This is a genomic window from Pseudoduganella plicata (assembly GCF_004421005.1).
In the GTDB taxonomy this organism is placed as follows: domain Bacteria; phylum Pseudomonadota; class Gammaproteobacteria; order Burkholderiales; family Burkholderiaceae_D; genus Rugamonas; species Rugamonas plicata.
Genome location: NZ_CP038026.1, coordinates 4,341,786 through 4,365,573, shown reverse-complemented (window position 1 = coordinate 4,365,573; position 23,788 = coordinate 4,341,786). Strand labels below are relative to the sequence as shown.

Sequence of the window (23,788 nt, the reverse complement as noted above, 5' to 3'; positions counted from 1 at the left end):
TTCTACAGCAGTTTGGCGACCTTGCCGCCCATCGCCAGGAAACGCTTCAGCGTGGCCGGCGGCAGGTGCTTGTAGTCGTCGTAGCTGTCGGTCAGCATTTCCAGCAATTCCAGTACCTGCGCCATGCGCTGGCGCGTGGCGTCCTCCATGCCGGCGTCCCCTTCCGCTTCGATGGCGCACTGGCGCAGCACCGTCAACGTGGGATCGATCTCGCGCCGCTTGCGCTCCTCGACAATCGTGCGGAAGATCTCCCACACGTCCTGCAATGCCACGAAATGATCGCGGCGGTCGCCCAGCACGTGCGCGACCTTGACGAGCCTCCAGCTTTGCAGCTCCTTCAGGCTGTTGCTGACGTTCGAGCGCGCCACGCCCAGTGCCTCGACGATCTGCTCCGCGTTCAGCGGCGCGTTCGACAGGAACAGCAGCGCATGGATCTGCGCCACCGTGCGGTTGACACCCCAGCGGGTGCCCATCTCGCCCCAGTGAAGGATGTACTTCTGTTCGGTCGGGCTCAAGGTCATCGCCACTTCTTTAATTTCTGTAATTACAGAAATAATAGATCAGGCAAAGAGAATGTCAAGCGCCGCATGCGCCTTGTTGGCGGGGGGATGCAACCGGGGACAGGGCACCCGTGCAGGTCCGCGCAACGCACCAGCAAAAAAAAGCCGCGCAGTGCGCGGCTTTGGCTTCGATTACACGGCAGCTCAGGCGGCAGCCTCCCCCGGCTTGCGGCGCTGCAGCACGAAGATCGGCTGCGCCCACTGTGTATCCTTCTTTTTCTTGCTCGTGATGAGCGTCAGTTCGGAAGGGTCGTAGACATCCGTGTTGTGCGTCAGCGGCGTCGTCATCAGATACTGCGCGTCCGTGTTCTTCAGGAACTCGCCGACCAGCTGGATGTTGCGGATGTCCAGGTGGGCAAACGGTTCGTCGATGAACACGAAGCCGCCGGAGCCATCTTCGGACTTCAAGAGGCCGATCAGCAGCACCAGCGACTTCATGACCTGCTGGCCGCCGGACGCTTCGCCGTCGTTCATGCCGATGACGCCCTTGCCGTCGAATTTGAAACGCACGTGCAGGCCGGCCTGCGCCAGCAGCAGGTCGTCGTTCTCCAGCTTGACGGGGTCGGCATGCACCTCGATATTGGCCAGCTCGCCCAGCTCCTTGATGTTCTTGGCGTACTGCTTGATCGTGTAGCGCAGGCGCTCGATGTACGCACCGCGCGCGTTGGCCGTCGCCTCGATGGCGCGGTTGTTCTGGTAGCGGCGTTCTTCCGTTTCCGACTTGCGCGACGAAAGCTGCTCGTTCAGGCGCTCGTACTGGTCGATGACCGTCGCATCGAGCTCCCAGTTGTCACGTGCCAGGCTGGCCTGCAGGCTGGCGATGCGCAGGTCGACCTGGTGCGCGTTCTGGTGCTGTTCGACCAGCGCCAGGCGTCGTGCGGGACGGCGCCATGCACCGGGCAGGTGGCGCCACTGGCGTCGCAATGCCAGCAAGGCTCTGGCGTGGTCGCTGCGCTGTTCCAGCTGACGCTTGTAGTTCAGGCGCATGCCCGCTTCCGCTTCGGAGAGCGCCATGCGGGCCGACTGCCATGACGAATCGGCACGCGTGCGTGCCACCGTGGCGTTCTTCATCAGTCCTTGCAATTCGCCCAGGCGCGTACCGACTTCCAGGCGCTCGGAACGCAGCGGCACGGCCGTGCGTGCGGCTTCGTCGAATTCGTCGGCGCGGGCCGACAGCTCCTTGACGGCATCGACACCGGCCACGCGGGCCTTGAGCGCACTGGTCTCGGAAGCGAGCTTACTGATCTGCAGCGTGAACTTGTCTTCTTCCGCTTCCAGCGCCGGCAGGTTGCGGGCAATCGCTTCCTGGCGCTGCGTACGGCCGGCCGAACCGAAGCGGTAACGCGACACTTCGACAAACAGCGAGCGGCCGCCGCGGCGTTCCTTGTGGTACGCGTCCGGCGTGATCCATTCCTCGATATTGCCGAGGCGTGCGCCCTCTTCCACCGAGTCCACGCGCGTGATGCGCGACAGCTGGTCGATCAGCCATTCCGGCGCGCGCGCCGTAAAGCGCACCACCGACAACAGGCTCTGGTTCTTCGGCTCGTGCGCCTTGACGCATTCGGGCACGATGAAGTGACGATAGCGTTCCTTCTCCGCCAGCCGGTACGCGGCCGACGCGTCGGACGCATTCTCCAGCAGCACGACGGATGCATAACCGCCCAGCACACCCTCGACGGCGCCCTGCCATTTCGGATCCGTCACCTCGACGATATCGGACAGCATCGCATGCGCGATATTCGCATCGCGCAGCGCACGGCGCATGGCCCGCACATTGTCCGGCTCCGGCATGGCCGTCTTGCCCTGCAGCGCGGCGATCGTCGCCTTGTCGGTGGCGATGCGCGACGAAATCGCGTCGCGCGACGCGCGCAGCTTGCCCAGCTCCGCTTCCTTCTCTGCCAGCTGCGCGGCGACGTCGGCCACGTCCGCACCGGCCTCGCTGGCCAGCTTCTGCAGGCGCGACTTCTGTTCGATCAGGCTGTCCAGCGGTTTCAGTTTCGCGTTCAGCAGGGCGAGGCGGCTTTGCAGCGCCGTCGATTCCTGCTCCAGCAGGGTTTCCTGCTGTTGCGCGTCCTGCAGCAGCTTGGCCTGGCGCTCCACTTCCTTGCGCCGGTCCGTGATCACCTGGTCGACCTGCGACAGCGGCTTCTTCGCTTCGCGCAGCTGGCGCCCGATATTGTTCGCCTTCTCGCGTGCCTCGTGGTATTCCAGCGACGGCAGCACTTCCTCCTGCAGGTTGCGGCGCTCCTTGTGCAGCGTCTCCCACTGATGGTAGTTGGCCACGCGCAGGCGCAGCGCTTCCAGGTTCGCGCGCGAGCCGTCCAGCTCCGCTTCGAACCGCTTCAGTTCTTCTTCCGTATCGCGCTGATGGCGCTTGGCCTCGTCATACGCGTCCAGCACTTCCTTGTCGCCGAACACCTGGAACACCAGGTCCAGCAACTGGCGTGGCGCGTACTCGCACAGCTTGTCCGTTTCGCCCTGCTCCAGCGCCAGCACTTTCGCCATCGCCGGCGACAGGCCGGCTTGAGCGAGACGCTTGCGATAATTTTCCACGCCCAGCCAGTCGTTTGCTTCGGTGACTTCCTCGATCTCGACGTTCCCCGGACGCATCAGGTACTGACGCTTCCAGTCGCCGCCGTTCTTCTGGATCTGGCAGAACAGCGTCACTTCGTCTTCGGCGAAGAAGCCGCTGGCGCGGAACGGCCGGTTCGACAGCTGGCGGCCGGACGGCTTGTTGTCGACGACGGCGCGCAGCCAGGCGCTTTGCTGGCCCGAGTGGCGCGCATAGTGTTTATACGTGCGGCCCATCGAGCAATCGAGGCCGAACAGGGTGCGCAAGGCGTCCAGCAGGGTCGTCTTGCCCGAGCCGTTCTGACCCGCGATGGTGATGATCTTCGCATCGAGCGGGATGTTCTTGATGCGCTGCCAGTAATCCCAATGGACCAGTTCTAGCGATTTGATATGGAACATGGGTCAGCTTTCGTTCGGTGGTTCCGGGGTTTCGGCATTGTCGTCGCCATGGTCTTCGGCGGCGGCACGCGCGGCGGCGGCATCCAGCACGGCAGCCTCCACTTCGCGCGCCATCGTCGTGGCGTCGCGCGACGCCTTGCCGGCACGGGCCGCGTCGTTGGCGGCGGCCGCTTCGGCCAGCGCCGCGCGCGGGATGTGCACGACCTGCGCCGGCGCCCGCTTGAACACGTCCGCCAGCGCGCCGTTGATGATGCGTTCCTTCAGCAGGTCGGTATCCATCAACAGGTCCAGCAGCGGGCCTTCCACGATGATGTCGCCGCGCCGTTCGATGAAGCCCAGCTTCGAGAGGATGCCCAGGTTCATGTCCATGCGCGTCTTCTTGCCCAGCTTGTCGCCGAAGTCGGCCAGCAGCGCCTTGTACGGGATGCCGATGGACGTGTCTTCCGCGCGCGGCACGGGCTTCTCGGTACCGAACATGTCGTTCTGGTCGTCGTCCGCGTGCTGGTGCGTTTCCTGGCGCTCGCGCTTGGGCAGGATGATCAGCGCCCACAGCACGACCAAGAGCGCAACGCCGTCGCGGGCCAGGCCGAAGTTATTGTTCTGCCACGTGTCGCGCGCGCCGAAGATCTTCGGCTCGATCGTGCGGTGCAGCGCCAGCGTGACGTGGTCCGCATACACGTTGTCCAGCAGTTTCAGACCGGTCGCCAGCAGGCGCGCGTCCACCTCGATGCGGAACTGCTCGTCCGACAGCGCGCGCTTGACCAGCTTGTCGTCGCGGCGCAGGGTCTGATGCGTCAGCAGGCGCGCGATCAGGATTTGGGAATCGTCATTCATCGGCCTTGCCGCTTTCCAGGTCTAGTGAGAGGGATGCCAGGGTCATTGCCGCCACTTCGAGGTCCGGCAGCTGCACCATGGTGTCGCTCGGTGTAAAGGTGATCGGCAGGCGTGCCAATTCGGCCGTCGCGCCCTGCAGGCTCGCTTCGGACGCGTCGCCCAGCAGCGGCAGCAGCGAAGCGCGGTACGACGCCACGGCGAAGCTGGCCGGCAGCAGCGACTCGTGCGCCGGGATCTCCTTCGGCGATTCGGCGGCGATGCTGGGGAAGTTGTTCAATGTGGCGAAGTCGGACAGGCGCGCCAGCCAGTCGTCCAGCTCCTTGGCCATCAGCGGCGTGTCGTTGATCGTCGTCGGCGCATCGGTGCCGGACGGCAGGCCGCCCACGGCGGAGACGGCGCGCTCCGTCAGCAGTTCCGTTTCGGCTACGTCGATCATCTCGGCCGGCGTGATGAACAGCGGTTTCACGGGCTGGTCGATGGCGTCTTCCGCCAGCGACGCCAGGTCTTCGTGCGCCAGCAGCCAGCGCTTGATGTCCGTCGTCGAGAGACCGGACTGGCCCAGGTGCACGCGCTGGCGCTCGATCTGGTTCAGTGCGCGCGAGAACATGCCCTGCATGTTCAGCAGCGCGCTTTGCGCCCGGCCGATGGCCTGGGCGGCGCGATGTGTCGCGTGGTCGGCGTTTTCGTCGGTGGTGATGGCGCGCAGGATTTCCGAGCCCTTCTCGACCCAGTCGCACGCCGTGTGCCATTTGGCCTGCGATTCGCGCAGGCGAAATTCCGAACCGGAAGCGATCGCGTCGCGGAATTCCTCGGTCAGGTCGACCAGGCGGCCCAAGAGGTGCTGCAGCTGCTCCGTCGTGACGCCGCCGATCGCCTGCGCGCCGGCCACTTGCGACAGCAGGAAGCCCATTTCCGCATCGTCGTCCTGGCGCCCCGTCCCCAAGAGGCCGTCCAGCGCGGCCAGCACGTTGCGCGCCATCGGCGTGACGCGGTAGACGCCCTGCTGGGCATCCCACGCCAGCAACTGGTTGGTACGCAGGCGCATCAGCACCGTTTCCAGGCTTTCCGGCAGCAGATAGGCCAGGCGGGTATTGATGTCCGCACGCGAGAACGCGGACGACGCCGTGTCGTTGGCCAGCTCGCGCAGCACGAGCAGGCGCACGAGCACGCTCTCGAAACCGCCGTGGAACAGGGCCGTGAAGACCTGCAGCAGCGGCTGCGCGCGCTTCAGGTGGAAGACCTGCTCGATCTCGTCGACCGAAACGTGGGGCTGGAAGTGCGCCTGCAGGGCCGCGTTCTGCTCGTGCTGCTGCTCCAGTTCTGGCGGTTCCGCGGGGTGGTTGTCCGCAGCCGTGGCTGCGCTGCTTGCAAAATTGCTCATTGTGCTCCGGGTGTCTGGCCGGCCCGGTGCAAGTTTGACATCGCCTTGCTGTCCCGGACGGGGGCGTCAGTATACCAGTTCCTCAGCCATACCCGAATGTGACAGACGCCTGTCCTTGCCTAGTTTTTGTTCACCTGGTTTTATTGACCTTGTCCAGCACCTGCTCGAACGAATCCCCGTCCTCCTCCGTAAATACCAGCCGCACGGGATACCACTCCAGCGCCGGCGCCAGCCACAGGTCGACCTGCTGGCCCTGTTTCGCCTTCGGTGCCAGCCGGGCGAAATGGACGGCCTTGACCTCGCCCTGGCCCGTCTGCACGGCTTCCGTGCCGACCACCTTGAATGTCCACGTATCGGCGCTGCGCCGGCCGGCGACGTAGATGGCCCACTCCGAGCCCGGCGTGAATTTCTCAGGCGCGCCCCGGGCAATGGCGGCCAGCTGCCACGGCGCGCTGCTGCGATCCTGTTCGCCACCTTTCAGCGGCACCGACTTGTCGTTGTCGGCGAAGTCGATCGTTTTTGTGTCGCGCCTGAACGTCGTCGTGCCCGCGCCCTTGCGGATGCGCTTCTCGTAATACGTTTCCGGCGCCAGCCCGTAGGCATCGATGCCGCCTTCGCTGCGGTAGTCCAGCACCTTGCCGAAGATGCCGGAACGCGCTTCCGTCAGCAGCGTGTACTTGCCGTCGCCGTGGCGCCACGTGATCGTGCCGTTGCCGGCCAGCGGGATGCCATGGCTGTTGGCCTTGACGGAGTACACCAGTTCCCCCGGCGGCGGCAGGTTGAAGGGCCGTTTCACGCTAGGGTGGTCATCGGCCGCCTGCGCCATGCCAGCGGCGCCAAGGGTTGCCAGGAGGATGAGTGCTGTCGTACTGCGCATGGATAGTCCTTGTCTCGTTACTGTGCGGGCCGCAGGATCTTCGTGACCGTCTGCGTCGTGACCGCGCCGTTGCCTTCCGTGTTCCTGATCTGGACCGGATACCAGTCCAGGCTGGGCGCCAGCCAGATGTCGAGCCGCGCGTTGTAGCTGCCGGGCCGGGGCGGGCGTGCCAGGCGCCACGTTACCAGCCGCCCCATTTTCGTCTCCAGCTCTTCCTCGCCCACCAGCTGGAACCGGTAAATCGTGGCGCTGCGGTCCTCGCCCACCTGGAGGTCGATGTCGCCGGCGAACTGGTTGACGTCGCCCCGGCCGATCGCCGCCAGCTGGAACGGCACCGTCGCCTTGTCCTGTGCCCCGGCCAGCAGCGGCGCACTGGCCGTACTGGCGGAAAACGTGATGCGCCGCTCGTCGTGCTGGAAGTGCGTGGCCGTCATCGAACGGGAGCGCCGCTTTTCCGTCATCGTGACCGGGGCGATACCGGCGTCGTCGATCGTGCCCTCGCTGGTCAGCGTCAGCAGGTCGACACGGGCCACCAGCATGCTGATGCCCACGTTCAGGCCAACCTTGTACCGGCTGCCGTCCGTTTGCCAGCGCATATCGGCCACGCCGGTCCAATTGCGCCCGTCGGCATCCGTGCGCTTCACTTCCAGTTCGAACGCGGCGGGCGGTGGCAGGTTGACGCGGAAGCGCCGTCCCGCCGGCGCGTTGTCCGCCGCGGGCGCCGAAGCGGGCGCCGGCTCCGGTGCAGGCGGTGCGGGGGGCTGTGCCGGTAGGGGCGCGACGGGTTGCGGTGCCTGGGATTGTAGCGCGGGTCCGGCTTCCGCCGCGTCCCCCTGGACGCCGTCGCCGTCATCGGCCGTCGCGGCGGTGCCTTCATCCGACGCATCGGACGCGTCGGATGCGGGTGCGGCCGGCGCGGGGCGCGACGTCCGCTTCGGCAGCGGCAGCGCGGGGGTGGGCGTGGGCGCCTCGCGCTGCTGCGCGGTTTCGGTCCGTGGCGGCAGGGCCAGGCGCAGTTGCGCGCTGACGGTCGGCACGACGGGCCGCTCATGGTCCGGCATACCGATGCGCGCGGCCAGCCAGTCGATCGTCACGTAATGCAGCAGCACGGTCACTGCACCGAGCAGCAGTACGCGGCGATGCCGGGCAAGGAAGGAAACGGACGTCATGGCGGTAGTGTAGCGTCTCTGCCGACGCCTTGCGTTTCGCAAGGGGTAACTTTTACTCCGCAGATGGTAACTATCTGCTACGCTAGGCGCCGCCCCTCGCCGACCTGCAGGGCCATTTTGGAAGCGCCGATGCGCTGCCTCAGGAGACAAAGATGAGCACACCGCAAATGCCAAATATCCCCGGCGCTGCCGCGATGACGGACACGCTGGATTTCGTGAAGAACCTGTGGGGCAGCATGGGCGTGCCCGGCATGTCGCTGCCGAGCCTTGCCACTCCCACGTTGTCCGTCGATGAGCTGGACAAGAAAATCAGCGACCTGAAGGCCGTGGAATCATGGCTGAACCTGAATACGGCAATGCTGCGCAGTAGCATCCAGGCGCTGGAGGTGCAGCGCAATACGATTGCCACCTTGAAGACGATGGGCCAGACGATGGCCGAGGCGATGCAGCAGGGCCGCGACAATCCGTATGCCGCCGCGTTCTTCCAGCACGCCGACCCGGCCAAAGCCGCTGCGGGCAAGGCGCCGGCCAGGCCGGCCGAGGAAGCGAAGGTGCCCCCGAAGCCGGATGCCGCCACCGCGGCCACCGCACAGATGGCCAACCCGGCCGCGTGGTGGAACCTGCTGCAGGAGCAGTTCACGCAGGCCGTGAGTTCGGCCGTGGCGCCGGATAGTGGTGGCAAGGTGTCGCCGACGTCGCCGGTGCCGACGGCGCAGGACAACAGCGTCCAGCCGTCGGAAGCGTCGAAAGAGACCGCCGCCGACACCGCCGCCGACACCGATGCCGCGCGCAAGCCGGCCGCGCGCAAGGCGGGGACCAAGCCGAAAGAGTAACCAGGAGACGGGCGCGTCGCCGGGGCCACGGAAGTACGCCGTCAAGCCTCCGCGGGCGCCGCGCCACGCAGCGCTTCGAGCTCCGCGTCGACGGCCTCGGGCGTCTGCGCGCGGCCGGGGATCAGCATCTGCAGCTGCTCCACCAGCTGGGCAAAGCGCTGCTGGCCGGCCGCCAGTTCGTCCACGTGCATCAGCACACCGTTCGCCTCGATCATCAGCGCCTCGTCGTAGCCGTGCAGCTGCATTTGGTTGATCAGCATCTGCGCCGAATTGAACAGGATGCGCATATTGTCCGGCAAGCGCACGCGCGCTTCGCGCATCCATTCGACGGCTTCGGCCAGCTTGCCCGTCTTCCACAGCAGCACACCCTTGTTCATCATCTCGGACGCTTCGCGGCGCGCCTCGGCGATCATCGCCATGCCCTCCTCGCTCAGGCGCGCCTTGTCGAAGATCGCCTGCACTTCCTCGACCAGTACAGGATTGTCGTGGTTGTTGCGCACGACGTGGCACAGCAGCTCGGCCGGCGCGTCCTTGACGCCGACGGCAAACAGCAAGGTCGCCATCTCGATGCACAGGGCCGTCTGGGGACGCTTCTTCTCCTTCCCCAGCAGCGCCTCCAGTTCGTCGCCGGACTTGCGGGCGCGGCGGAAGTCGCCGCTTTCGTGGTAGACCAGCCCCTCGGTGATCTTTGCGCGCAGCTTCACCAGCTCGCCCGGAAAGTCGCGCTGCGCGGCGGCCAGCAGCCGCAGCGCCTCCTTGATGTCGTTCTTCTGGCCGCACACGCGCGCCATGCCGAAGAACGCGTCCACCGTTTTGTTGATCGAGTATTCGCCGATGGCGAGGCACTTGCGGAACGCATGTTCGGCCAGCGGGATATTGCCGATCCGCAGGGCGGTGTTGCCCAGGCTGCGCTGGCGCTGCACGGCGTTGGGCGACAGCTTGGCGGCCTTTTCCAGCACGCCGCACGCGTCGTCGTGGCGCCCCAGCAGCGTCAGCGACGTGGCAAGCTGGTCATAGGCGTCAATATAAAAGCGGTTTTCCGCGATAACACCCTGGAACATCTGGCGCGCCGCCTCGTGGTCGCCGTTGGCCATGCGGATTCTGCCCAGGCCCGTGCGCGCCCAGTTAAATTCGCGTTCTTCCAGGAGCCGCTCGTAGACGGCGCGGGCCTTGTCCGGTTCGCCCGCCTTCAGCAGCAACGTCGCCTTCATGCGCATCAGGTCGATCTCGTGCACCTTGTGCTGCGCCACCTGCGCATCGCACAGCCTGGCCGCGCGCAGATAGTCCTTCTCGATATATGCGGCATCGATCTCGCGGAACACCTGCTTCTTGTGCCAGACGCGGTTCAGGCGCGTCAGCAGCACGCCCTCCGTGATCGGCTTGATGATGTAGGCGTCCGGCTGGTGCTCGGCTGCGCCCATGACGGATTCGACGCTCTTCTCGGCAGACACCATCAGCCATACGCTGCTGGGGATCATCAGGTTGCGCACGCGCGCCTCCTCCAGCACCTGCTGGCCGTTCTTGCCCTCGCCCAGGTTAAAGTCGCACAGCACCACGTCGTAATGGGTGCGCAGCAGCAGCGTCATGGCTTCGCCGCCTGACGATGCCTGGTCGATGTGCCTGGCGCCGATATTGCGCAACGATTCGCGCAGCAGCTGGCGGATGCCGACGAAGTCGTCGACGATCAGGTAGCGCTTCTCGCTCCACTCGACGTCCGCGCTTTCCGAAGTGGGCGCACCGGCGGCCGTGACATAGGTTGTACTCATGATCGCGCGCTCATGGCAGCATCAGCACGAAACGGCCGCCGCCGAGCGGTCCGGCGTTTTCCAGGCGGATGGCGCCCGTCAGCTGGCGGCGCCGGTGCATCCGCGCCACCTCGCTGGCGAAGAACAGCCCCAGGCCGCTGCTGTTGGTGAGGAAATTGACGCCTTGCCCCACCTGCGTGCCCGCTTCGAGCATCGACGGCGGAAAGCCCATGCCGTTGTCGGCCACGGTCAATTCCAGCATGCCGTCACGTTCGCCGATGGTCAGGCGAATGCGGTCGCGCGTGTAGCGCACCGCGTTGTTGACGGCATGCGCCAGCACGCCGATCACGAGGTCCTCGTCGAAGGTCCACAGCAGGTCGGCCGGGTATTGCACTTCCAGCACGATCCCCTTCGATTCGAGCAGCACGCGGGCCTGGCCGGCCACCTGCTGCACCAGCTCGCGCACGGGTACCGTGTTCGGCTCGAACGGGTAGGTCGGCTTGCCGACTTCCTTGTACAGCGCCAGCAGCTGCATCAGATTGTCCGACAGGCGCCGGGTCTGGTACAGCATCTGCGCCATCTGCGGATATTCGGGACCGCTGTGGGTTTCGGGTCTGGCCTGGTCGAGCAGATTCTCCAGCGTGCCACCCAGGACGCTGATCGAATTTTTCATGTCGTGTACTGTGGAAGCCAGAAACATGAACAGCTCGGGGGAGCCGGTATGATCGTCCATCCTGTGCGTCTCCACCGCGATTTCGTTGGAACGGATTATATCGTGATGCCGCAAGGCAATACGCATCAAACCGCGCCATGGCCCTGTTAAATCAAGGTTTTGGCGGGATTGCGACACTTCCGGCGGCGGGATGCCGTTTGCGCTCTTTCAACAAAAACCGGGCCGGGTCCAGCGCCGTCGCCAGGCTTGCCTCCAGCGGCAGCGGCGCGTCTTCCAGCTGGCACGCCAGCAGTTCGGCCGCCAGCGGCGCCCAGATCAGGCCCCGCGACGCGTAACCGAGCAGCGTGTGCAGGCCGGGATGACGTGTCACGTCGCGCAACCGTTCCGGCTGGCCGGCAGCGGTGTAATCGGGCAAGGCGCCAACGAGTGGCAAGCGGTCCGGCGCCATGCAGCGCAGCCCCACGCGGCCCTGCAGCGGCAAGTCGGCCGGGACGCGGCCCGCGCCCAGGATCTCGCGCGCCCTGGCGAGGTTCTCGGCCTGGCTGGCGGGCCTGAGCGCGCGCTCGTCGTCCTTGTCGTAAGTGGCGCCGACGCTGACGATGCCGTCCACCGCCGGCGTCATGTAGGCCTCGCGGCAGACCACCAGCGCCGGTCCGGCAAACCGTTCCCGTTCCAGGTGAGTGACCTGGCCGCGCATCGTATACAGCGGCAGCGGCGCCGTTTGCGCCAGCGTCATCGCGCCGGCGCCATTGGCGACGATCACGTGGGCGGCGCTGGCGATGACGCCGCCGTCAGCGCCGACAACATGCCAGGCTTCGTCGCGGCGCTCCAGCCGAAGGGCTTCGGCGTGGAAGATGCGCCGCAGTCTTGCGCCGCATGCGGCCAGCATGGCGCGGCAGATCGACGCCGGATTGGCCCAGCCGCCCTGCCCGAACAGCCAGGCACCATGCGGCGTGGCCGCCCCCAGCAGCGCCGATGCCGCGTTGTCGTCGAGCCAGCGGACGAATTCATCCGGATAGCGCCACTGCGCTACCACTTCCCGCTGCAGCACCGCGTGCTGGCTATCGCGCGCCAGTTGCAGCACGCCGCACTGCGCCCCCAGCATCGGCACGCCGTCCGGGGCCAGTCCACCCAACCGCTGCCACGTGCGCATGGCATACAGATAGGCAGCGCGCGTCAGCCGGGTCGGGATATTGTCATCCCGCGACAGCAGCGGCATGAAGATGCCGGCGCGGTTGCCGGATGCCTCCGTGGCCGGTTCGGCATGGCGTTCGATCAACGTCACGTCCCAGCCGCGCGCGCACAGGCGTTCGCATGCGGCGCTGCCCGCTACGCCGGCGCCGATGACGATGGCAGTGCGCACCGGCGCGGGGCGGCGCGGCGGCTGCGGCTTGCGGCTCGTGTAGCGGGCATGCAGCCAGCCGGGCGTGCCGTCATTGTCCGGCCAGGAGAAGCCGGCCGCGCGCAACGCACGGCGCCAGCCGTCGTCGCCATCGCACGCCGCTAACAGCGCATCGGGCACCGCCAGCTTGCCCAGCGCGCGCGGCGACGCCAGTGGCGCGGGCACATGAAACTCGTCGACCCGCGCACTCAGTTCACCGATGCCGGTGTCGATATCGCCCAGCAGCAGGTCGAGCGTCGTGCGGCCGTCGTCCAGCACGATCCGGTGCAGGCCCGGGACGGCGGTCGGCCAGGCCGCGCGCAGGTCGGCGGCGGCGATAGTGTGCGCCGGCGGCAGATCGGCCAGCACGGCGATGTAGTGCAAGCCGCGCCCCTCGCCGCGCGCGGCGGCAAAGCGCTCGCCGCGGCCGAAGCCCGTATCGAGAACGACGTATGCCATCTCAGGCGCCCAACCTGGCGCACTCGCGCTGTCGGAAGCAGGCCAGGTCGTGATCGTTGACCATGCCGATACCCTGCATGTAGGCGTAGACAATGGTCGAACCGACAAACTTGAAGCGGCGCTTGCCCAGGTCTTTCGAGAGGCGGTCGGACAGCGCCGTCCTGGCCGGCCGGTCGCCCGGCGCGACAATGCGATTGCAGAGGGGATTTCCGTCGACATAGGCCCACAGGAAGCTGTCGAGCGTCTGGCCCTCGTCGCGCAGGCGCAGGTAAGCCTGGGCGTTGGCGATGGCGGCGGCCACCTTCAGGCGGTTGCGCACGATGCCGGGATCCTGCAGCAGCCGCGCCACCTTGTCCGGCCCGTATGCGGCGATCTTCACGGCATCCCAGCCGTCGAACGCTGCGCGATAGCTCTCCCGCTTGTTCAGGATCGTTTCCCACGACAGGCCCGCCTGCGCGCCCTCCAGATTGAGCATCTCGAACAGACGCACTTCGTCGTGGCAAGGCACGCCCCATTCCTCGTCGTGGTAAGCGAGATAGCGGGGATTGGCGGGATTGACCCAGCCGCAGCGGGTCGGCCGGGCTGGCGCAGCGGAGGGCGTGGGTTGGCTGGACATGGTCGTGCGCGACATTTTGGAAAATCGCAGTATAAATGGTACGCGGCGGGAAGCCGGCGGAGACACCGCGGCGGCGGCTGAAGCCAGCGCTCCCTGCTCGAAATGCGATGCAACACCTATTGGAGACCGGTATGCCCGCAACTGCCCCCCCGAAGCGCCGAGCGACGACCTGAGCGGCGCCCACTGGGTGCAGCGCTTCCCGGGCAGCCGGTCGCCGCAGGATCTGGCGGAGCCGTTCCGCGCCGCCGTGGAAGCGTTCCTGGCGGCGATGGCCGCGGCCAACATCCGCGTGCGCATCACCGCCACGTTGCGCCCACGCGAGCGGGCCTACCTGATGCACTGGAGCTGGAAGATCGCACGCGGCAAGATCGATCCGGCCGACGTGCCTTCGATGCCGGGTGTACCGATCCGCTGGGCGCATGCGACGCCCAGGGAAAGCGTGCGGGCCGCGCAGGACATGGTGGGGGCGTTCGGCATGAGCGGCTTGCGCACGGCGCCGGCGCTGGCATCGCTGCACATCGACGGCCGCGCCATCGATATGACGATATCCTGGCGCGGCACCGTGCGCATCCGCGATGCCGCCGGCAAGGAGATCGTGCTGGACCGGCTGCCCCGCTCCGGCATGAACCCGCAGCTGATCGCCGTGGGCGCGACGTATGGCGTCATCAAGTTCGTCGGTGGCAGCAGCGACAAGCCGCATTGGTCCGCCACCGGACGCAAGACGCTGGGCCGCAATGCCTGATGTCCAATGTTAGAATCGGCACAACGATTCCATCGCCGGGACAGACATGGACAATGCGCCGCGCGGCGTGCGCCCGCAACTGACGATCGACACCGTTTGCGACGGTGCGACCGCCACCCACAATGAAGACCTGATCGCCGTTTTCGGGCAGGACGACCTGACCGACATCCTTGTCCTCGACGGCGGCACCTCCGTCGCGGAGATGGACCACATCGACGCGGAGCAAGGCGACGTGGTCTGGTTCGTGCGGACGTTCTGCCGCCTGCTGGAGCCGCACCTGCGGCGCGACCGGTCGCAGGGCGACAGCGTGCGCCTGGCATTGGCCAAAACGCATGCCGCCTTTCTCGACCGCATCGGCGGGGCGGACGTGCCGCTGCATGCGTGGCCTATCGCTGCCCTGAGCTGGCTGCGCATCGTGCACACGGAGGAAACGACCACCTTGCAGGCGTGGTGCGTGGGCGACTGCAAGACGCTGCTGTTCGATGGCGACGCATCGATCCAGGACATCGACCCGCACGTCAATCCCCAGGAAGCCATCCTCCAGGCGCAGCTGAAACAGCTGGCGGACGACGGCATCGTCGATGCGGTGGCGCGCAAGGCGCATTTGCTGCCGATGCTGCGCGCGCGCCGCGAAGAGCAGAACACGGCGTCTCAGCCATCCGTGCTGTGCCTCGCCCCGCGCGGCCCCATCGTTGCCCGCACCTTCACGATGCCGCTGGCGCCGGGCGCCGTCATCCTGGGCATGACGGACGGGTTTTATCGGCTCGTCGACCCCTACCGGCTCCTGACCGCCGGCGAACTCGCCCGGCGCTGCGCCGTGATGGGACTGGCGCCCATGCTGGCGCAACTGCGGACGTTCGAGGCCGACCAGTCTCGCTCGCACAGCCTGGCGGTGAAAGGGGCGGACGACGCGGCGGCGGTACTGTGCCGGGTGTTGCCGGGATCGGATAACCCACCGTGAAGCTGCCGATGCGCCGCCTTCCGGGCGCAGCTGGCCGCCAGAACGGTCCGCACATGCCGGCGCAGCGCCTGCCCCGAGGGCGCGCGGCGCCGTATGCGCTACCAGCGTTTGTTCAACCATGGAGAGATAACATGCAATTCGAAGCCAAAGTGGAATGGCAGCGTAACGGCCAGTCCTTCCTCGACCAACGATACAGCCGGGCCCACGAGTGGGTATTCGATGGCGGGTTGCGTGTGCCGGCTTCCTCGTCGCCGCTGTCCGTGCCGCTGCCGATGTCGGTGGCGGACAATGTCGATCCGGAAGAAGCGCTGATCGCGGCAACGTCGAGCTGCCACATGCTGTTCTTCCTGTCGATTGCGGCAAAACGCGGCCATGTCGTGGAAAGCTACAGCGACAGCGCCGTTGGCCTGCTGGAAAAGAACGGGGAAGGCCGCATGGCGATGACGAACATTACGCTGCGCCCGCAGATCGTGTTCGGCGGCACCGCCTGGCCCAGCGAAGAGGACATCGCGGCCATCCATCACGAAGCGCACGAGAAGTGCTACGTCGCCAATTCGCTGAAAACGGAGATCACGATCGAGCCGGCTATCGAGCCCGATGGCAGCGACGAGCTGCCGGAGCAGCGCCTGGGGTGATCGGAACGCGCCCGGGTGGGCACCCCATAACACAAGGGACCGGCAGTCCGGGCGTTTCGCCCCGGACTGCCGGTCCCCAGTTGCATTACTGCATGGTTACTGCTTGACCGGCTTGGTGGCGGGATTCGCAGGATCCACCGGGCTGTCCGTATTGCCGCTGGTTTCCTGTGCCTTCTTCACCTTGTCTTTCGACTCCGGCATTGTCGCGCTGCTGCCGGTCTTGCCCGAGCCGCTGGCGCCCATGGCGGTGCCGCCGGACTTCAGGCTGGCCTGCACCTGCTGCACGTGCCCCATGTGCTGGTCGATGGTCGGCTGCAGCTTCGCCGCCAGGCCTTTGACGTCGCTATCCTTCGCACTCGATTGCGCTTTCGTCACGATCGCCTTGGCTTCCTTGTGGCTCTTCATGCCGCCCATTTGCATGTAAGCCATGTCGAACTTCTCGCCGGACATGCCTTCCAGTTTTTTCGCCATGGCCTTGTGCTTGGCATCGAGTTCGGTCGGCAGCGCCACGCCTTTCGCCTGTGCCACCGCTTTCACCTCATCCAGGCCCTTCGTGTGATCGTCGACCATTTGCTGGGCGAACGTTTTCACTTCCGCATTCTGCGATTTCTGCAGTGCGAGCTTACCGGCTTCGACTTCCGTCATGTTCGCCATCGCCATGTCCTTCAGCGACTTCTCATCGGCCTTGCTCAACGACTGGGCATGTGCCGCGCCGATGCTCATCAGGACTGCCAGCAACGGCACGCCCAGGAAACTCTTCCACATCCTTGCCTTGTTCATTCTGATTCTCCTAGTGGTTACCTACCGAAAAGGCCTCTTCCAGGATCTCTTGTTCTGTTTTCGAGTATGGATATTTATTCTATGTTGGTTGACGCGAATCGGTCGCACCGCACGCGCAACAGTGCACAGGACGTGAAAAAGCCGGGCACCGGCCGCAAGACAGCGCGGCAAGTACCCGGCAACCAGCACCAGCCCAGGTGGGGGAGGCGTGCTACAGCTGCTTGGCCGCCTGTGACAGCCGCATGCGCATCATCTCGTTGGCGGCCGGGCCCGGCGCAAACATATAGTCTTCGTCGCTGATGGCACGCCCGCTGGTGGCGTCCACCACGATCTGCGTTGCCGGTTCGCCGGTCTCGCGGTTGACGACGAGCAAGCTTGCCCCTTCCGGCGCCAGGTGTTCGTTACCCCAGGCAATAAATGCCAGCAGCACGGGTTTGAAAGCCCGTCCTTCCTTCGTCAACAGATATTCGTAACGGGGTGGACGTGCACTGTACTGGCGTTTTTCCATCAGGCCGCCCGCAACGAGACCTGCCAGCCGACGGGTCAGCATATTGGGCGCGATCTTCAAGCTCTTCTCGAACTCGTCGAATCGGGTCAGACCGTAGAACGCGTCGCGCAGGATCAGAATGCTCCACCATTCGCCCACCTTGCCGAGGCTGCGCGCGATCGGACATGGCATCTGGCCAAAATCGGTATGCTTCATACTTCCTCCTACTGTTGCGTTGCAGTGAATCAGGTGTCAAACGACAAAGCCTATGTTTTAACCTGAAAAGGACCCTCAAATACTATCGAAAAGTCACGATCAGACAAAATTGCACCGTGACAGTGGTTTTATTATGTTGCAGCGCCACGCGGCCTGCTTTTGCTGGAGGTGACTACGCTTTTGGCGGAGGAGAAACCAAAGAAATAAATTTAAATCGAGGCATAATAGACACCAAACTCACATGTAACAGCCACGCCATGTATCTCACAAGCGACGCTACCGTGCGCAATATACTCATCGTTGACGACTCGGCGTTCGAGCAGCGCATGCTGGTTGACCTGCTGAGCGAGCTGCCTTACCGTGTTTCGGTGGCGTTCAATGGTGAACAGGGTTATCAGCTGGCGTTATCCCAGCGACCGGACCTGATTTTGCTGGACGTCAGAATGCCTAGTATGGATGGCTATACTTGTTGCCGCCTGCTAAAAGCCAATCCGGCCACGCAAGATATTCCCATTATTTTCGTCAGCGGTATCGACTCGGTGGAAGACCGGATTACCGGGCTGTCGATCGGCGGTGTGGATTTTGTCTCCAAACCTTTTACGCCGGGAGAATTGGCGGCACGGATACACGTGCACCTGAACCTGATGCGGCGCGCTCCGCCCCCGCCCCCCGATGCGTCGCAACCGGTCGATCCCGATGCCGTTACCGTCCGCGCGGCCATGCACCTGATCGCCGACAACCTGGGCGCCCTGCCCAGCCTGAACGAAATCGCCCGCAGCGTGGGCACCTACCGGGAAAAGCTGAGCCAACTGTTCCGTGCGCAGACGGGCAAGACCGTCTTCGCGTTTATCCGCGAGGAACGCATCGCGCGCGGTTTGCAGCTGTTGCGCGACACGGACATGGACATCCAGGACATCGCGCTGCTGGTCGGGTTCAAAAGCGCCGGCAACTTCGCCACCGCGTTTCGCGAGAAGATGGGCGTGACGCCCAGCGCCTACCGCCACTCCATTCCCGACAGCCCAGTCCAGACATGAATGTCTGGTTCAACGCAAAATCGTTCCCAGGACGGGCAAGGCGCAGGCCTGGGTGGCACCCGATACAGGCGAGCTGCAATTCGCGACCGGCGCGCAGAATCCCGACGCCCACGCCGCGCGGCGCACCCGATGGAACTGTCCGCATTATCGGAAAAGCTGCTGGCCGAACACGGCATCGCGGACAGCGATATCGGCAGTGCCGACCTGGCGAAGAAAGCGCTGGCTCTTAGCACACCGGCACCGGATGCCGGGGGCCATGCGGTGCCGCGGTCGATTCCGTTTGCACAGCCGGTGACGGCGGTGTTCAGGCTGCAGTAGCACTTACCCGGCAGCACGCATCTGCCGGTTCCACCACCACCACGACACCACCGCATTGACCCAGTAGGCCGCATACAGCACCGCCGTGAGATACAGGCCGCGGCCGGCGTACAGCGGCACCGAGATCGTGTTCACCAGCAGCCAGACGGGCCACGTTTCGATGCGCCGGCCCATCAGCAGGAACTGCGCGATAACGGAGAATGCCAGCACCGCCGAATCGATGAATGGCGCATACGCATCCGTGAACTCGCGCAGCATCATTCCATAGGCGAAGGTAGCGGCAAGGCCGGCACATGCCATTGCGGCCAACGACCGCACGCTGGCCGATCCGATCGGCAACGGCTTGCCGCTGGCGCCACGCAGCCACTGTACCCAGCCGACGATGCACGTCAGGATGAAGAAGACCTGCAAGGCCACGTCCGCATACAGCCGCACGTCGTAGCACAATAGTGCGAACAGCGTACAGCCGACGACGCCGAGCCACCATGAGTGGACGTTGTTGCGTCCCGCAAGAACGATCGAAACGGCCATGACGGCGTTGGCGGCGATTTCCAGTAGTGACACGGGCGCATTCCCTGGCTGACGGAATGGCCATTGTCACGGATGGCAGGCCAACAATCAATCTGCTGAGCGCAGCCGTCACGGCCGATGTGCCGATGCTGCAGTCCCCTTCCGTCGCCTATCGCCGACCGCCACGCAGGCCGTCCCGCCGCGCGCGATTAAGTGCGCGGCGCATCCATCCTGGCGCAGAAGGTACCGGCGCCGGCAGCTACCGCGCAGACGCACGTCGAACTGCAGACATGGGTGCCGGCGCCGCGCGCGTTTGCCGCCCAGCCGGGCCGCTGGGTCGGCGCGACGCTGGGCCTGTTCAGCGTCGGCACCGCGCGCCCGATGGCGGGTATCTCGACGTGGATTACTTGCGCGTCACGCGCTGACGTCGTCCGCCGCGGCCAGCGCGAACAGCAGGCCTGCAACGCCGCTGCCGCTGTCCTCGCGCAGCGTGCACGGAACCGTCTCGCGCACGACAAAGCGGTGGCGTGCCGCCAGTGCGTCGAGATAGCGCGCCGTGTGCGCATAGCGGCCGGACGGACGCAGCGCGTAACCGGCCGCGCCCTCCTCCGTCAATGCCTCGACCGACAACACGAACAGCCCGCCGGTACGCAGCGCATCGCGGGCGGCGCCGAACGCCGCATCGAGGTCGCCCACGTACACCAGGACGTCGGCAGCGACCAGCACGTCCCGGCATGCCGGCGCCGTGCGCAGGAACGCCGTCAGCTCGGCGCAGGCCAGCGCATCGTAGACGCCCAGCTCACGCGCCTGGGCCAGCATGCCCGACGAGAGGTCGACACCTTCCAGGCGCCGCGCCAGTGGCCGCAGCAGCGGGCCGCACAGGCCCGTGCCGCAACCCAGGTCGAGGATATCCAGCGAGCCGTGCGCGTGCGGCGGCACTTGCCGCGCCAGCAGGTCGGCCAGCAACGCCGGTGTACGGTAGCGCAGCACATCGACGAGGTGGCGCTCGAACCGGCCCGCATACTGGTCGAACAGCGCGGCCACGTAGCCGGCGGGCGACGCCTGCGGTGCCGGCGCGGCGCCCAGCGATGCCAGCAGGTACGCCACCGTGTCCGCATCGGCGCCGCACGCCAGCGCCGCTTCGTACGCCGCGATCGCCTCGTCGCGCCGGCCGAGCGCCCGCAGCGCGTTCGCGCTGCCCAGCTGCGCGCGTGCATAGCCGGGCCGCAGCTGCAATGCCTGGGCGTAGCTGTGCAGGGCTTCGTCAGCCTCCTGCGCCCGCAGCAGCAGCGTGGCGCGGCCGCACCACGCTTCCGGGTAGTCAGGCTGCACACGCAGCGCGCGGTCGAATGCCTGCAACGCATCGTCGGGACGGTCCAGCGCCAGCAGGGATACGGCAGCGCCATGCAGCGCTTCCGCAAAGGCCGGCCGCTGCGTCAGCGCCGCGCCGAAATCGTCCAGCGCGTCGGCATGACGGTCCAGCGCCTGCAGCGCCAGCGCACGGTTGCACAGCGCTTCCGGATAGCGGGGCGTTACTGCCAGCGCGCGACCGTAGCTGTCGAGCGCTTCGCCCGGCCGGCCCAGGCGCCGCAAGGCGTTGCCGCGGTTGCACAGTGCGATGGCATACGCCGGCTGCAGCGCCAGTGCCCGATCGTAGCTGGCCAGCGCCTCCTGCTCGCGGCCCAGGTCCTGCAGCACGGCGCCGAGGTTGCAGTGAGCGATGGCCTTGTCCGCATCGATGGCCAGGGCGCGGGCGATCAGCTCGAACGCAACCTGCGGCGCCTTGCGCTGGCGCGCGATGACACCGGACAGGTGCAGCGCATCGAAATTGTCCGGGTCGGCCGTCAGCACGGCGGCATACAGCGCCTCGGCGCGGGCCAGTTCGCCGCGCTGGTGGAATGCGACGGCCTGCCGCAGCAGGTCGATGGGATCGGTAACGGTCATGGCGCGTATTAAAGCACAGCGCCTGCGGCACATGCATCGAGGTCGTGTCACGACGGTGTAAAAATCGGCGGGCACAATACGTCTCGCTCAGTGGAGAGGGCAATTGGCGGCGCGAGCCGCCACTACCGGCGCCGGCGGTCGGGAAATATACCGGCACCAGATTCCTTCCTTGCACCGTTGTCACCGCCATGACAGTTGGACTGACTCCGGTGACAATATCGCGAACTTTCGCCGAATGGCGATGCTAAACTTTGACTGGCTTCATGCGACGCGCGCCCGGCCAGTGGCGCGCGTTTGCGCTATCCCCATACTGGCTCGCACATTCATCAACGTCAAAGCGATAGCAGAGGGAGTCAGACATGAAGAACTACGTGATCCTGAGGAGCAGTGCCGACGCCGGTGGCCGGCTGCAGCCGGGTCTTGCCGGCATTCGGCTGTTCGAAAGCTTGCGCACGACTGCCAGGCCGGAAGTCACTGTCGAGCGCCTGAGCGAGCGTGAGCTTGCCCAGGCCCGCAAGGAACCGGACGTACGGCTCGTGACACCCACGATGCCGACGCGCCTGATCGAGCCGTTCGACAACGGGACAGCCGCCGCGGCGGACAGCTGGGGGATCGCTGCGGTCGGCGCCGACAAGAGCCGCTTCACTGGCGCCGGCGTCACCGTCTGCGTGCTCGACACAGGCATCGATGCGCGCCACGCCGCGTTCAACGGCGTCAACCTCGTCACCAACGATTTCAGCGGCGACGGCATCGACGACGTGGTGGGCCACGGCACCCACTGCGCCGGCACCATCTTCGGCCGCGACGTCAACGGCCAGCGCATCGGCGTCGCCCGCGGCGTGGAGAACGCATTGATCGGCAAGGTCCTGGGCAACGACGGCTCCGGCAGTTCCGAGATGCTGTTCAACGGCATGACATGGGCGCTGCAGCAGAACGCGAACATCATCTCGATGTCGCTGGGGTTCGACTTCCCCGGACTGGTGGAGCAGCTGGTGGGTGGCGGCATGCCGGTCGCCCTGGCCACCTCGCAGGCACTGGAAGCGTACCGCGGCAACCTGCGCATGTTCGACGCGATCATGGCGATGATGGACGCCCAGGGCGGGCTCGGCGTCGAACCGCTGGTGGTGGCCGCCGCGGGCAACGAGAGTCGGCGTAACGAGAACGCGGACTTCCGCATTGCCGTTTCGCTGCCGGCCGCTGCAAACGACGTCGTCTCGGTCGCGGCCATCGGCCGGCGTGACAGCCAGTTCTACGTGGCCGACTTCTCCAACTCCATGGCGCGCATCAGCGCACCTGGGGTCGACATTACGTCCGCCTTCCCCGGCGGCGGCTTCCAGACATGGAGCGGCACCAGCATGGCATGCCCGCACGTGGCCGGCGTGGCCGCGCTGTGGTGGGAGTCGCTGAAGGAAAAGGCCGACGGCCGCACGGTGGCGGCAAAGCTGTCGGCGTCCGCGCGAACCGAAGTGTTCGATGCGGGCATCGACGGCACCGATATCGGCGACGGGTTCCTGACGGCGCCCGAGTAACGTCCCCAGGCCACGTCCCTGGACCGGCACGCCGCGCAATCGCGCGTGCCGACGGGCGCCGCTCTTCGGATGCGCCCTGCCGCATCTGCTGCCGCGTTTCCGCTGCCGCCTTCCGCCAAATCTACTGTCCACGCACCGATGTGCGCCACCGCGAATAGCCGTCCGACGGCGACATCCGATATGATGTGGGCGTTTTATTTGGCACAGCCTGCACCCGCACTGGCCCAGGCAATCGGAAGACTATGGACAGCAATATCGACAAAAGAAAAATTCGCTGGAACCCACGCCCCCGTACCCGGCAGGGCCTGCACGTCAAAACAGAAAAGCTGCCGTTCCAGCGGCCCGTCATCACGCATGCCGAGTTCACGGCGCGCGCCATCATGGCTGCGGAACGGATCGACGTGCGCGCGATTTCGGCATTCGAGATCATCGCGAAATCGCCGTTCACGGTAAAGCTGGGACAAGGCGGCATCGCCGCCATCTTCCGTTACGGCGCGGTGGTGCTGTTCAACGCCTCCAACGACGAGAAGGCCCGCTTGCTGGAAGTCCTCGCGCAGCACTCGTCGGGCGAGGGCGATGTCGGCGCCGAGGAAGCGGCAACGGTCCAGGTGGATGCGGACGAGGAGGAAGGACCGGCCGGCCCGTACATCAAGATCAAGAACGCGGACCGGCTGCGCCTGCAGCTCATCGCCGAAGTCATGGCCAAGGCCACGATGCTGTCGTTCCAGGAACGGCGCGCCGCGCGCGACTTCGACCTGGCCGAACCGCTGGCACGCGACCTGGCCGAGGACGGACGCTTTTCAGCGAAACCGGCCGAGCTGCTGAAGGCGGTGGGGAACATGCTGCTGGCGGAGAACCGCCTGAACGGCCGCGCCGGCGTGCTCGATCGCCCCGATCTGCTGTGGGACAACCCCGGCCTGTCAGGCCTCTACGCACGCCTGGAAGGCGACTACGAACTGCACGACCGCGCCGCGGCGCTGGACCGCAAGCTGACGACGCTGTCGCACACGTCCGAAACGCTGGTCGAGACGATGCGCTATCACAGCTCGCATCGGCTCGAGGTGGCAATTCTGCTGTTGATCTTTACGGAGCTTTGCCTGGGGTTGTATGGGCACTTCGGGCATTGACCCAGCC

Annotated in this window: 22 protein-coding genes; 8 read left to right on the top strand and 14 right to left on the bottom strand. The window is 65.9% G+C overall.

Annotated elements, in window-relative coordinates; genetic code table 11:
* Nucleotides 1-2: 2 nt before the first annotated feature.
* The 6 genes from E1742_RS19235 to E1742_RS19210 form a co-directional block, all read right to left on the bottom strand.
* Nucleotides 3-521 carry a GbsR/MarR family transcriptional regulator gene (locus E1742_RS19235; protein ID WP_134386747.1) on the bottom strand — a complete coding sequence of 173 codons (519 nt, stop codon included), beginning with the start codon at nucleotides 519-521 and terminating at the stop codon, nucleotides 3-5.
* Between the two features lie 183 nt (nucleotides 522-704).
* On the bottom strand, nucleotides 705-3,530 hold the full coding sequence (locus tag E1742_RS19230) for an ATP-binding protein (RefSeq protein ID WP_134386745.1): 2,826 nt from the start codon (nucleotides 3,528-3,530) through the stop codon (nucleotides 705-707).
* Between the two features lie 3 nt (nucleotides 3,531-3,533).
* A complete protein-coding gene (locus E1742_RS19225) occupies nucleotides 3,534-4,364 on the bottom strand; it encodes a hypothetical protein (RefSeq protein ID WP_229466095.1) in 831 nt (276 codons plus the stop codon).
* Nucleotides 4,357-5,745: a hypothetical protein gene (locus E1742_RS19220; protein ID WP_134386743.1), complete on the bottom strand. Its 1,389-nt coding sequence runs from the start codon at nucleotides 5,743-5,745 to the stop codon at nucleotides 4,357-4,359. The genes E1742_RS19225 and E1742_RS19220 overlap by 8 nt, the downstream gene beginning before the upstream one ends.
* A 130-nt stretch (nucleotides 5,746-5,875) precedes the next feature.
* Nucleotides 5,876-6,622, bottom strand: coding sequence for a DUF3108 domain-containing protein (locus E1742_RS19215; RefSeq protein WP_134386741.1), 747 nt, complete (start codon nucleotides 6,620-6,622; stop codon nucleotides 5,876-5,878).
* Nucleotides 6,623-6,639: 17 nt separating this feature from the next.
* The gene (locus E1742_RS19210; RefSeq protein WP_134386739.1) at nucleotides 6,640-7,791 is read right to left on the bottom strand and encodes a DUF3108 domain-containing protein; all 1,152 of its coding nucleotides are present in this window, start codon (nucleotides 7,789-7,791) and stop codon (nucleotides 6,640-6,642) included.
* Nucleotides 7,792-7,943: 152 nt separating this feature from the next.
* Here E1742_RS19210 and E1742_RS19205 point away from each other — a divergent pair, with 152 nt between their 5' ends.
* The gene (locus E1742_RS19205) at nucleotides 7,944-8,624 is read left to right on the top strand and encodes a PhaM family polyhydroxyalkanoate granule multifunctional regulatory protein (protein WP_134386737.1); all 681 of its coding nucleotides are present in this window, start codon (nucleotides 7,944-7,946) and stop codon (nucleotides 8,622-8,624) included.
* 41 nt (nucleotides 8,625-8,665) lie between these two features.
* On the opposite strand, the gene E1742_RS19200 is transcribed toward E1742_RS19205, so the two are convergent.
* The 4 genes from E1742_RS19200 to E1742_RS19185 all read right to left on the bottom strand — a co-directional run bounded on the left by E1742_RS19200 (nucleotide 8,666) and on the right by E1742_RS19185 (nucleotide 13,498).
* Nucleotides 8,666-10,390: a tetratricopeptide repeat-containing response regulator gene (locus E1742_RS19200; RefSeq protein ID WP_134386735.1), complete on the bottom strand. Its 1,725-nt coding sequence runs from the start codon at nucleotides 10,388-10,390 to the stop codon at nucleotides 8,666-8,668.
* A gap of 10 nt (nucleotides 10,391-10,400) precedes the next feature.
* Nucleotides 10,401-11,042: a sensor histidine kinase gene (locus E1742_RS19195; protein WP_307721885.1), complete on the bottom strand. Its 642-nt coding sequence runs from the start codon at nucleotides 11,040-11,042 to the stop codon at nucleotides 10,401-10,403.
* A 151-nt stretch (nucleotides 11,043-11,193) separates the two neighbouring features.
* Nucleotides 11,194-12,882, bottom strand: coding sequence for an FAD-dependent 5-carboxymethylaminomethyl-2-thiouridine(34) oxidoreductase MnmC1 (mnmC1, locus tag E1742_RS19190; protein WP_134386731.1), 1,689 nt, complete (start codon nucleotides 12,880-12,882; stop codon nucleotides 11,194-11,196).
* Between the two features lies 1 nt (nucleotide 12,883).
* Nucleotides 12,884-13,498, bottom strand: a complete 615-nt coding sequence (locus E1742_RS19185; protein ID WP_134386729.1) for a DNA-3-methyladenine glycosylase I — start codon at nucleotides 13,496-13,498, stop codon at nucleotides 12,884-12,886.
* A gap of 187 nt (nucleotides 13,499-13,685) precedes the next feature.
* Here E1742_RS19185 and E1742_RS19180 point away from each other — a divergent pair, with 187 nt between their 5' ends.
* The 3 genes from E1742_RS19180 to E1742_RS19170 all read left to right on the top strand — a co-directional run bounded on the left by E1742_RS19180 (nucleotide 13,686) and on the right by E1742_RS19170 (nucleotide 15,836).
* Nucleotides 13,686-14,240 (top strand): hypothetical protein, encoded by a 555-nt coding sequence (locus tag E1742_RS19180; RefSeq protein ID WP_206076693.1) that lies wholly within the window; start codon nucleotides 13,686-13,688, stop codon nucleotides 14,238-14,240.
* 46 nt (nucleotides 14,241-14,286) lie between these two features.
* The gene (locus E1742_RS19175; RefSeq protein ID WP_134386727.1) at nucleotides 14,287-15,201 is read left to right on the top strand and encodes a hypothetical protein; all 915 of its coding nucleotides are present in this window, start codon (nucleotides 14,287-14,289) and stop codon (nucleotides 15,199-15,201) included.
* A gap of 131 nt (nucleotides 15,202-15,332) precedes the next feature.
* Nucleotides 15,333-15,836 (top strand): OsmC family protein, encoded by a 504-nt coding sequence (locus E1742_RS19170; RefSeq protein ID WP_134386725.1) that lies wholly within the window; start codon nucleotides 15,333-15,335, stop codon nucleotides 15,834-15,836.
* A 96-nt stretch (nucleotides 15,837-15,932) separates the two neighbouring features.
* Here E1742_RS19170 and E1742_RS19165 read toward each other — a convergent pair whose 3' ends face one another.
* Entirely contained in the window at nucleotides 15,933-16,616 is a 684-nt protein-coding gene (locus E1742_RS19165; RefSeq protein ID WP_134386723.1) for a DUF4142 domain-containing protein, read from the bottom strand.
* A 211-nt stretch (nucleotides 16,617-16,827) separates the two neighbouring features.
* On the bottom strand, nucleotides 16,828-17,319 hold the full coding sequence (locus tag E1742_RS19160) for a winged helix-turn-helix transcriptional regulator (RefSeq protein WP_134386721.1): 492 nt from the start codon (nucleotides 17,317-17,319) through the stop codon (nucleotides 16,828-16,830).
* Nucleotides 17,320-17,576: 257 nt separating this feature from the next.
* Between E1742_RS19160 and E1742_RS19155 the strand changes: the two genes are divergently transcribed.
* Nucleotides 17,577-18,353, top strand: coding sequence for a response regulator transcription factor (locus tag E1742_RS19155; RefSeq protein WP_134388239.1), 777 nt, complete (start codon nucleotides 17,577-17,579; stop codon nucleotides 18,351-18,353).
* Nucleotides 18,354-18,482: 129 nt separating this feature from the next.
* Complete coding sequence (locus tag E1742_RS19150; protein WP_134386719.1) at nucleotides 18,483-18,671, top strand: hypothetical protein; 189 nt, start codon at nucleotides 18,483-18,485, stop codon at nucleotides 18,669-18,671.
* A 3-nt stretch (nucleotides 18,672-18,674) separates the two neighbouring features.
* On the opposite strand, the gene pnuC is transcribed toward E1742_RS19150, so the two are convergent.
* Together pnuC and E1742_RS19140 are read right to left on the bottom strand one after the other, a co-directional pair.
* Nucleotides 18,675-19,235, bottom strand: coding sequence for a nicotinamide riboside transporter PnuC (gene pnuC / locus E1742_RS19145; protein WP_134386717.1), 561 nt, complete (start codon nucleotides 19,233-19,235; stop codon nucleotides 18,675-18,677).
* 360 nt (nucleotides 19,236-19,595) lie between these two features.
* Complete coding sequence (locus E1742_RS19140) at nucleotides 19,596-21,125, bottom strand: tetratricopeptide repeat protein (RefSeq protein ID WP_134386715.1); 1,530 nt, start codon at nucleotides 21,123-21,125, stop codon at nucleotides 19,596-19,598.
* 359 nt (nucleotides 21,126-21,484) lie between these two features.
* Between E1742_RS19140 and E1742_RS19135 the strand changes: the two genes are divergently transcribed.
* Entirely contained in the window at nucleotides 21,485-22,654 is a 1,170-nt protein-coding gene (locus E1742_RS19135) for a S8 family peptidase (RefSeq protein ID WP_134386714.1), read from the top strand.
* Nucleotides 22,655-22,896: 242 nt separating this feature from the next.
* A complete protein-coding gene (locus E1742_RS19130) occupies nucleotides 22,897-23,781 on the top strand; it encodes an RMD1 family protein (protein ID WP_134386712.1) in 885 nt (294 codons plus the stop codon).
* Nucleotides 23,782-23,788: the final 7 nt, after the last annotated feature.

Bases quoted from the DNA above. Each gene is read 5' to 3' on its own strand.
- E1742_RS19140 (WP_134386715.1), bottom strand. From the start codon at position 21,125: ATGACCGTTACCGATCCCATCGACCTGCTGCGGCAGGCCGTCGCATTC.
- E1742_RS19155 (WP_134388239.1), top strand. From the start codon at position 17,577: ATGTATCTCACAAGCGACGCTACCGTGCGCAATATACTCATCGTTGAC.
- E1742_RS19230 (WP_134386745.1), bottom strand. From the start codon at position 3,530: ATGTTCCATATCAAATCGCTAGAACTGGTCCATTGGGATTACTGGCAG.
- E1742_RS19160 (WP_134386721.1), bottom strand. From the start codon at position 17,319: ATGAAGCATACCGATTTTGGCCAGATGCCATGTCCGATCGCGCGCAGC.
- E1742_RS19210 (WP_134386739.1), bottom strand. From the start codon at position 7,791: ATGACGTCCGTTTCCTTCCTTGCCCGGCATCGCCGCGTACTGCTGCTC.
- E1742_RS19135 (WP_134386714.1), top strand. From the start codon at position 21,485: ATGAAGAACTACGTGATCCTGAGGAGCAGTGCCGACGCCGGTGGCCGG.
- E1742_RS19195 (WP_307721885.1), bottom strand. From the start codon at position 11,042: ATGAAAAATTCGATCAGCGTCCTGGGTGGCACGCTGGAGAATCTGCTC.
- mnmC1 (WP_134386731.1), bottom strand. From the start codon at position 12,882: ATGGCATACGTCGTTCTCGATACGGGCTTCGGCCGCGGCGAGCGCTTT.
- E1742_RS19235 (WP_134386747.1), bottom strand. From the start codon at position 521: ATGACCTTGAGCCCGACCGAACAGAAGTACATCCTTCACTGGGGCGAG.
- E1742_RS19185 (WP_134386729.1), bottom strand. From the start codon at position 13,498: ATGTCCAGCCAACCCACGCCCTCCGCTGCGCCAGCCCGGCCGACCCGC.
- E1742_RS19150 (WP_134386719.1), top strand. From the start codon at position 18,483: ATGGAACTGTCCGCATTATCGGAAAAGCTGCTGGCCGAACACGGCATC.
- E1742_RS19165 (WP_134386723.1), bottom strand. From the start codon at position 16,616: ATGAACAAGGCAAGGATGTGGAAGAGTTTCCTGGGCGTGCCGTTGCTG.
- E1742_RS19215 (WP_134386741.1), bottom strand. From the start codon at position 6,622: ATGCGCAGTACGACAGCACTCATCCTCCTGGCAACCCTTGGCGCCGCT.
- E1742_RS19205 (WP_134386737.1), top strand. From the start codon at position 7,944: ATGAGCACACCGCAAATGCCAAATATCCCCGGCGCTGCCGCGATGACG.
- E1742_RS19225 (WP_229466095.1), bottom strand. From the start codon at position 4,364: ATGAATGACGATTCCCAAATCCTGATCGCGCGCCTGCTGACGCATCAG.
- E1742_RS19170 (WP_134386725.1), top strand. From the start codon at position 15,333: ATGCAATTCGAAGCCAAAGTGGAATGGCAGCGTAACGGCCAGTCCTTC.
- E1742_RS19220 (WP_134386743.1), bottom strand. From the start codon at position 5,745: ATGAGCAATTTTGCAAGCAGCGCAGCCACGGCTGCGGACAACCACCCC.
- E1742_RS19175 (WP_134386727.1), top strand. From the start codon at position 14,287: ATGGACAATGCGCCGCGCGGCGTGCGCCCGCAACTGACGATCGACACC.
- E1742_RS19130 (WP_134386712.1), top strand. From the start codon at position 22,897: ATGGACAGCAATATCGACAAAAGAAAAATTCGCTGGAACCCACGCCCC.
- E1742_RS19200 (WP_134386735.1), bottom strand. From the start codon at position 10,390: ATGAGTACAACCTATGTCACGGCCGCCGGTGCGCCCACTTCGGAAAGC.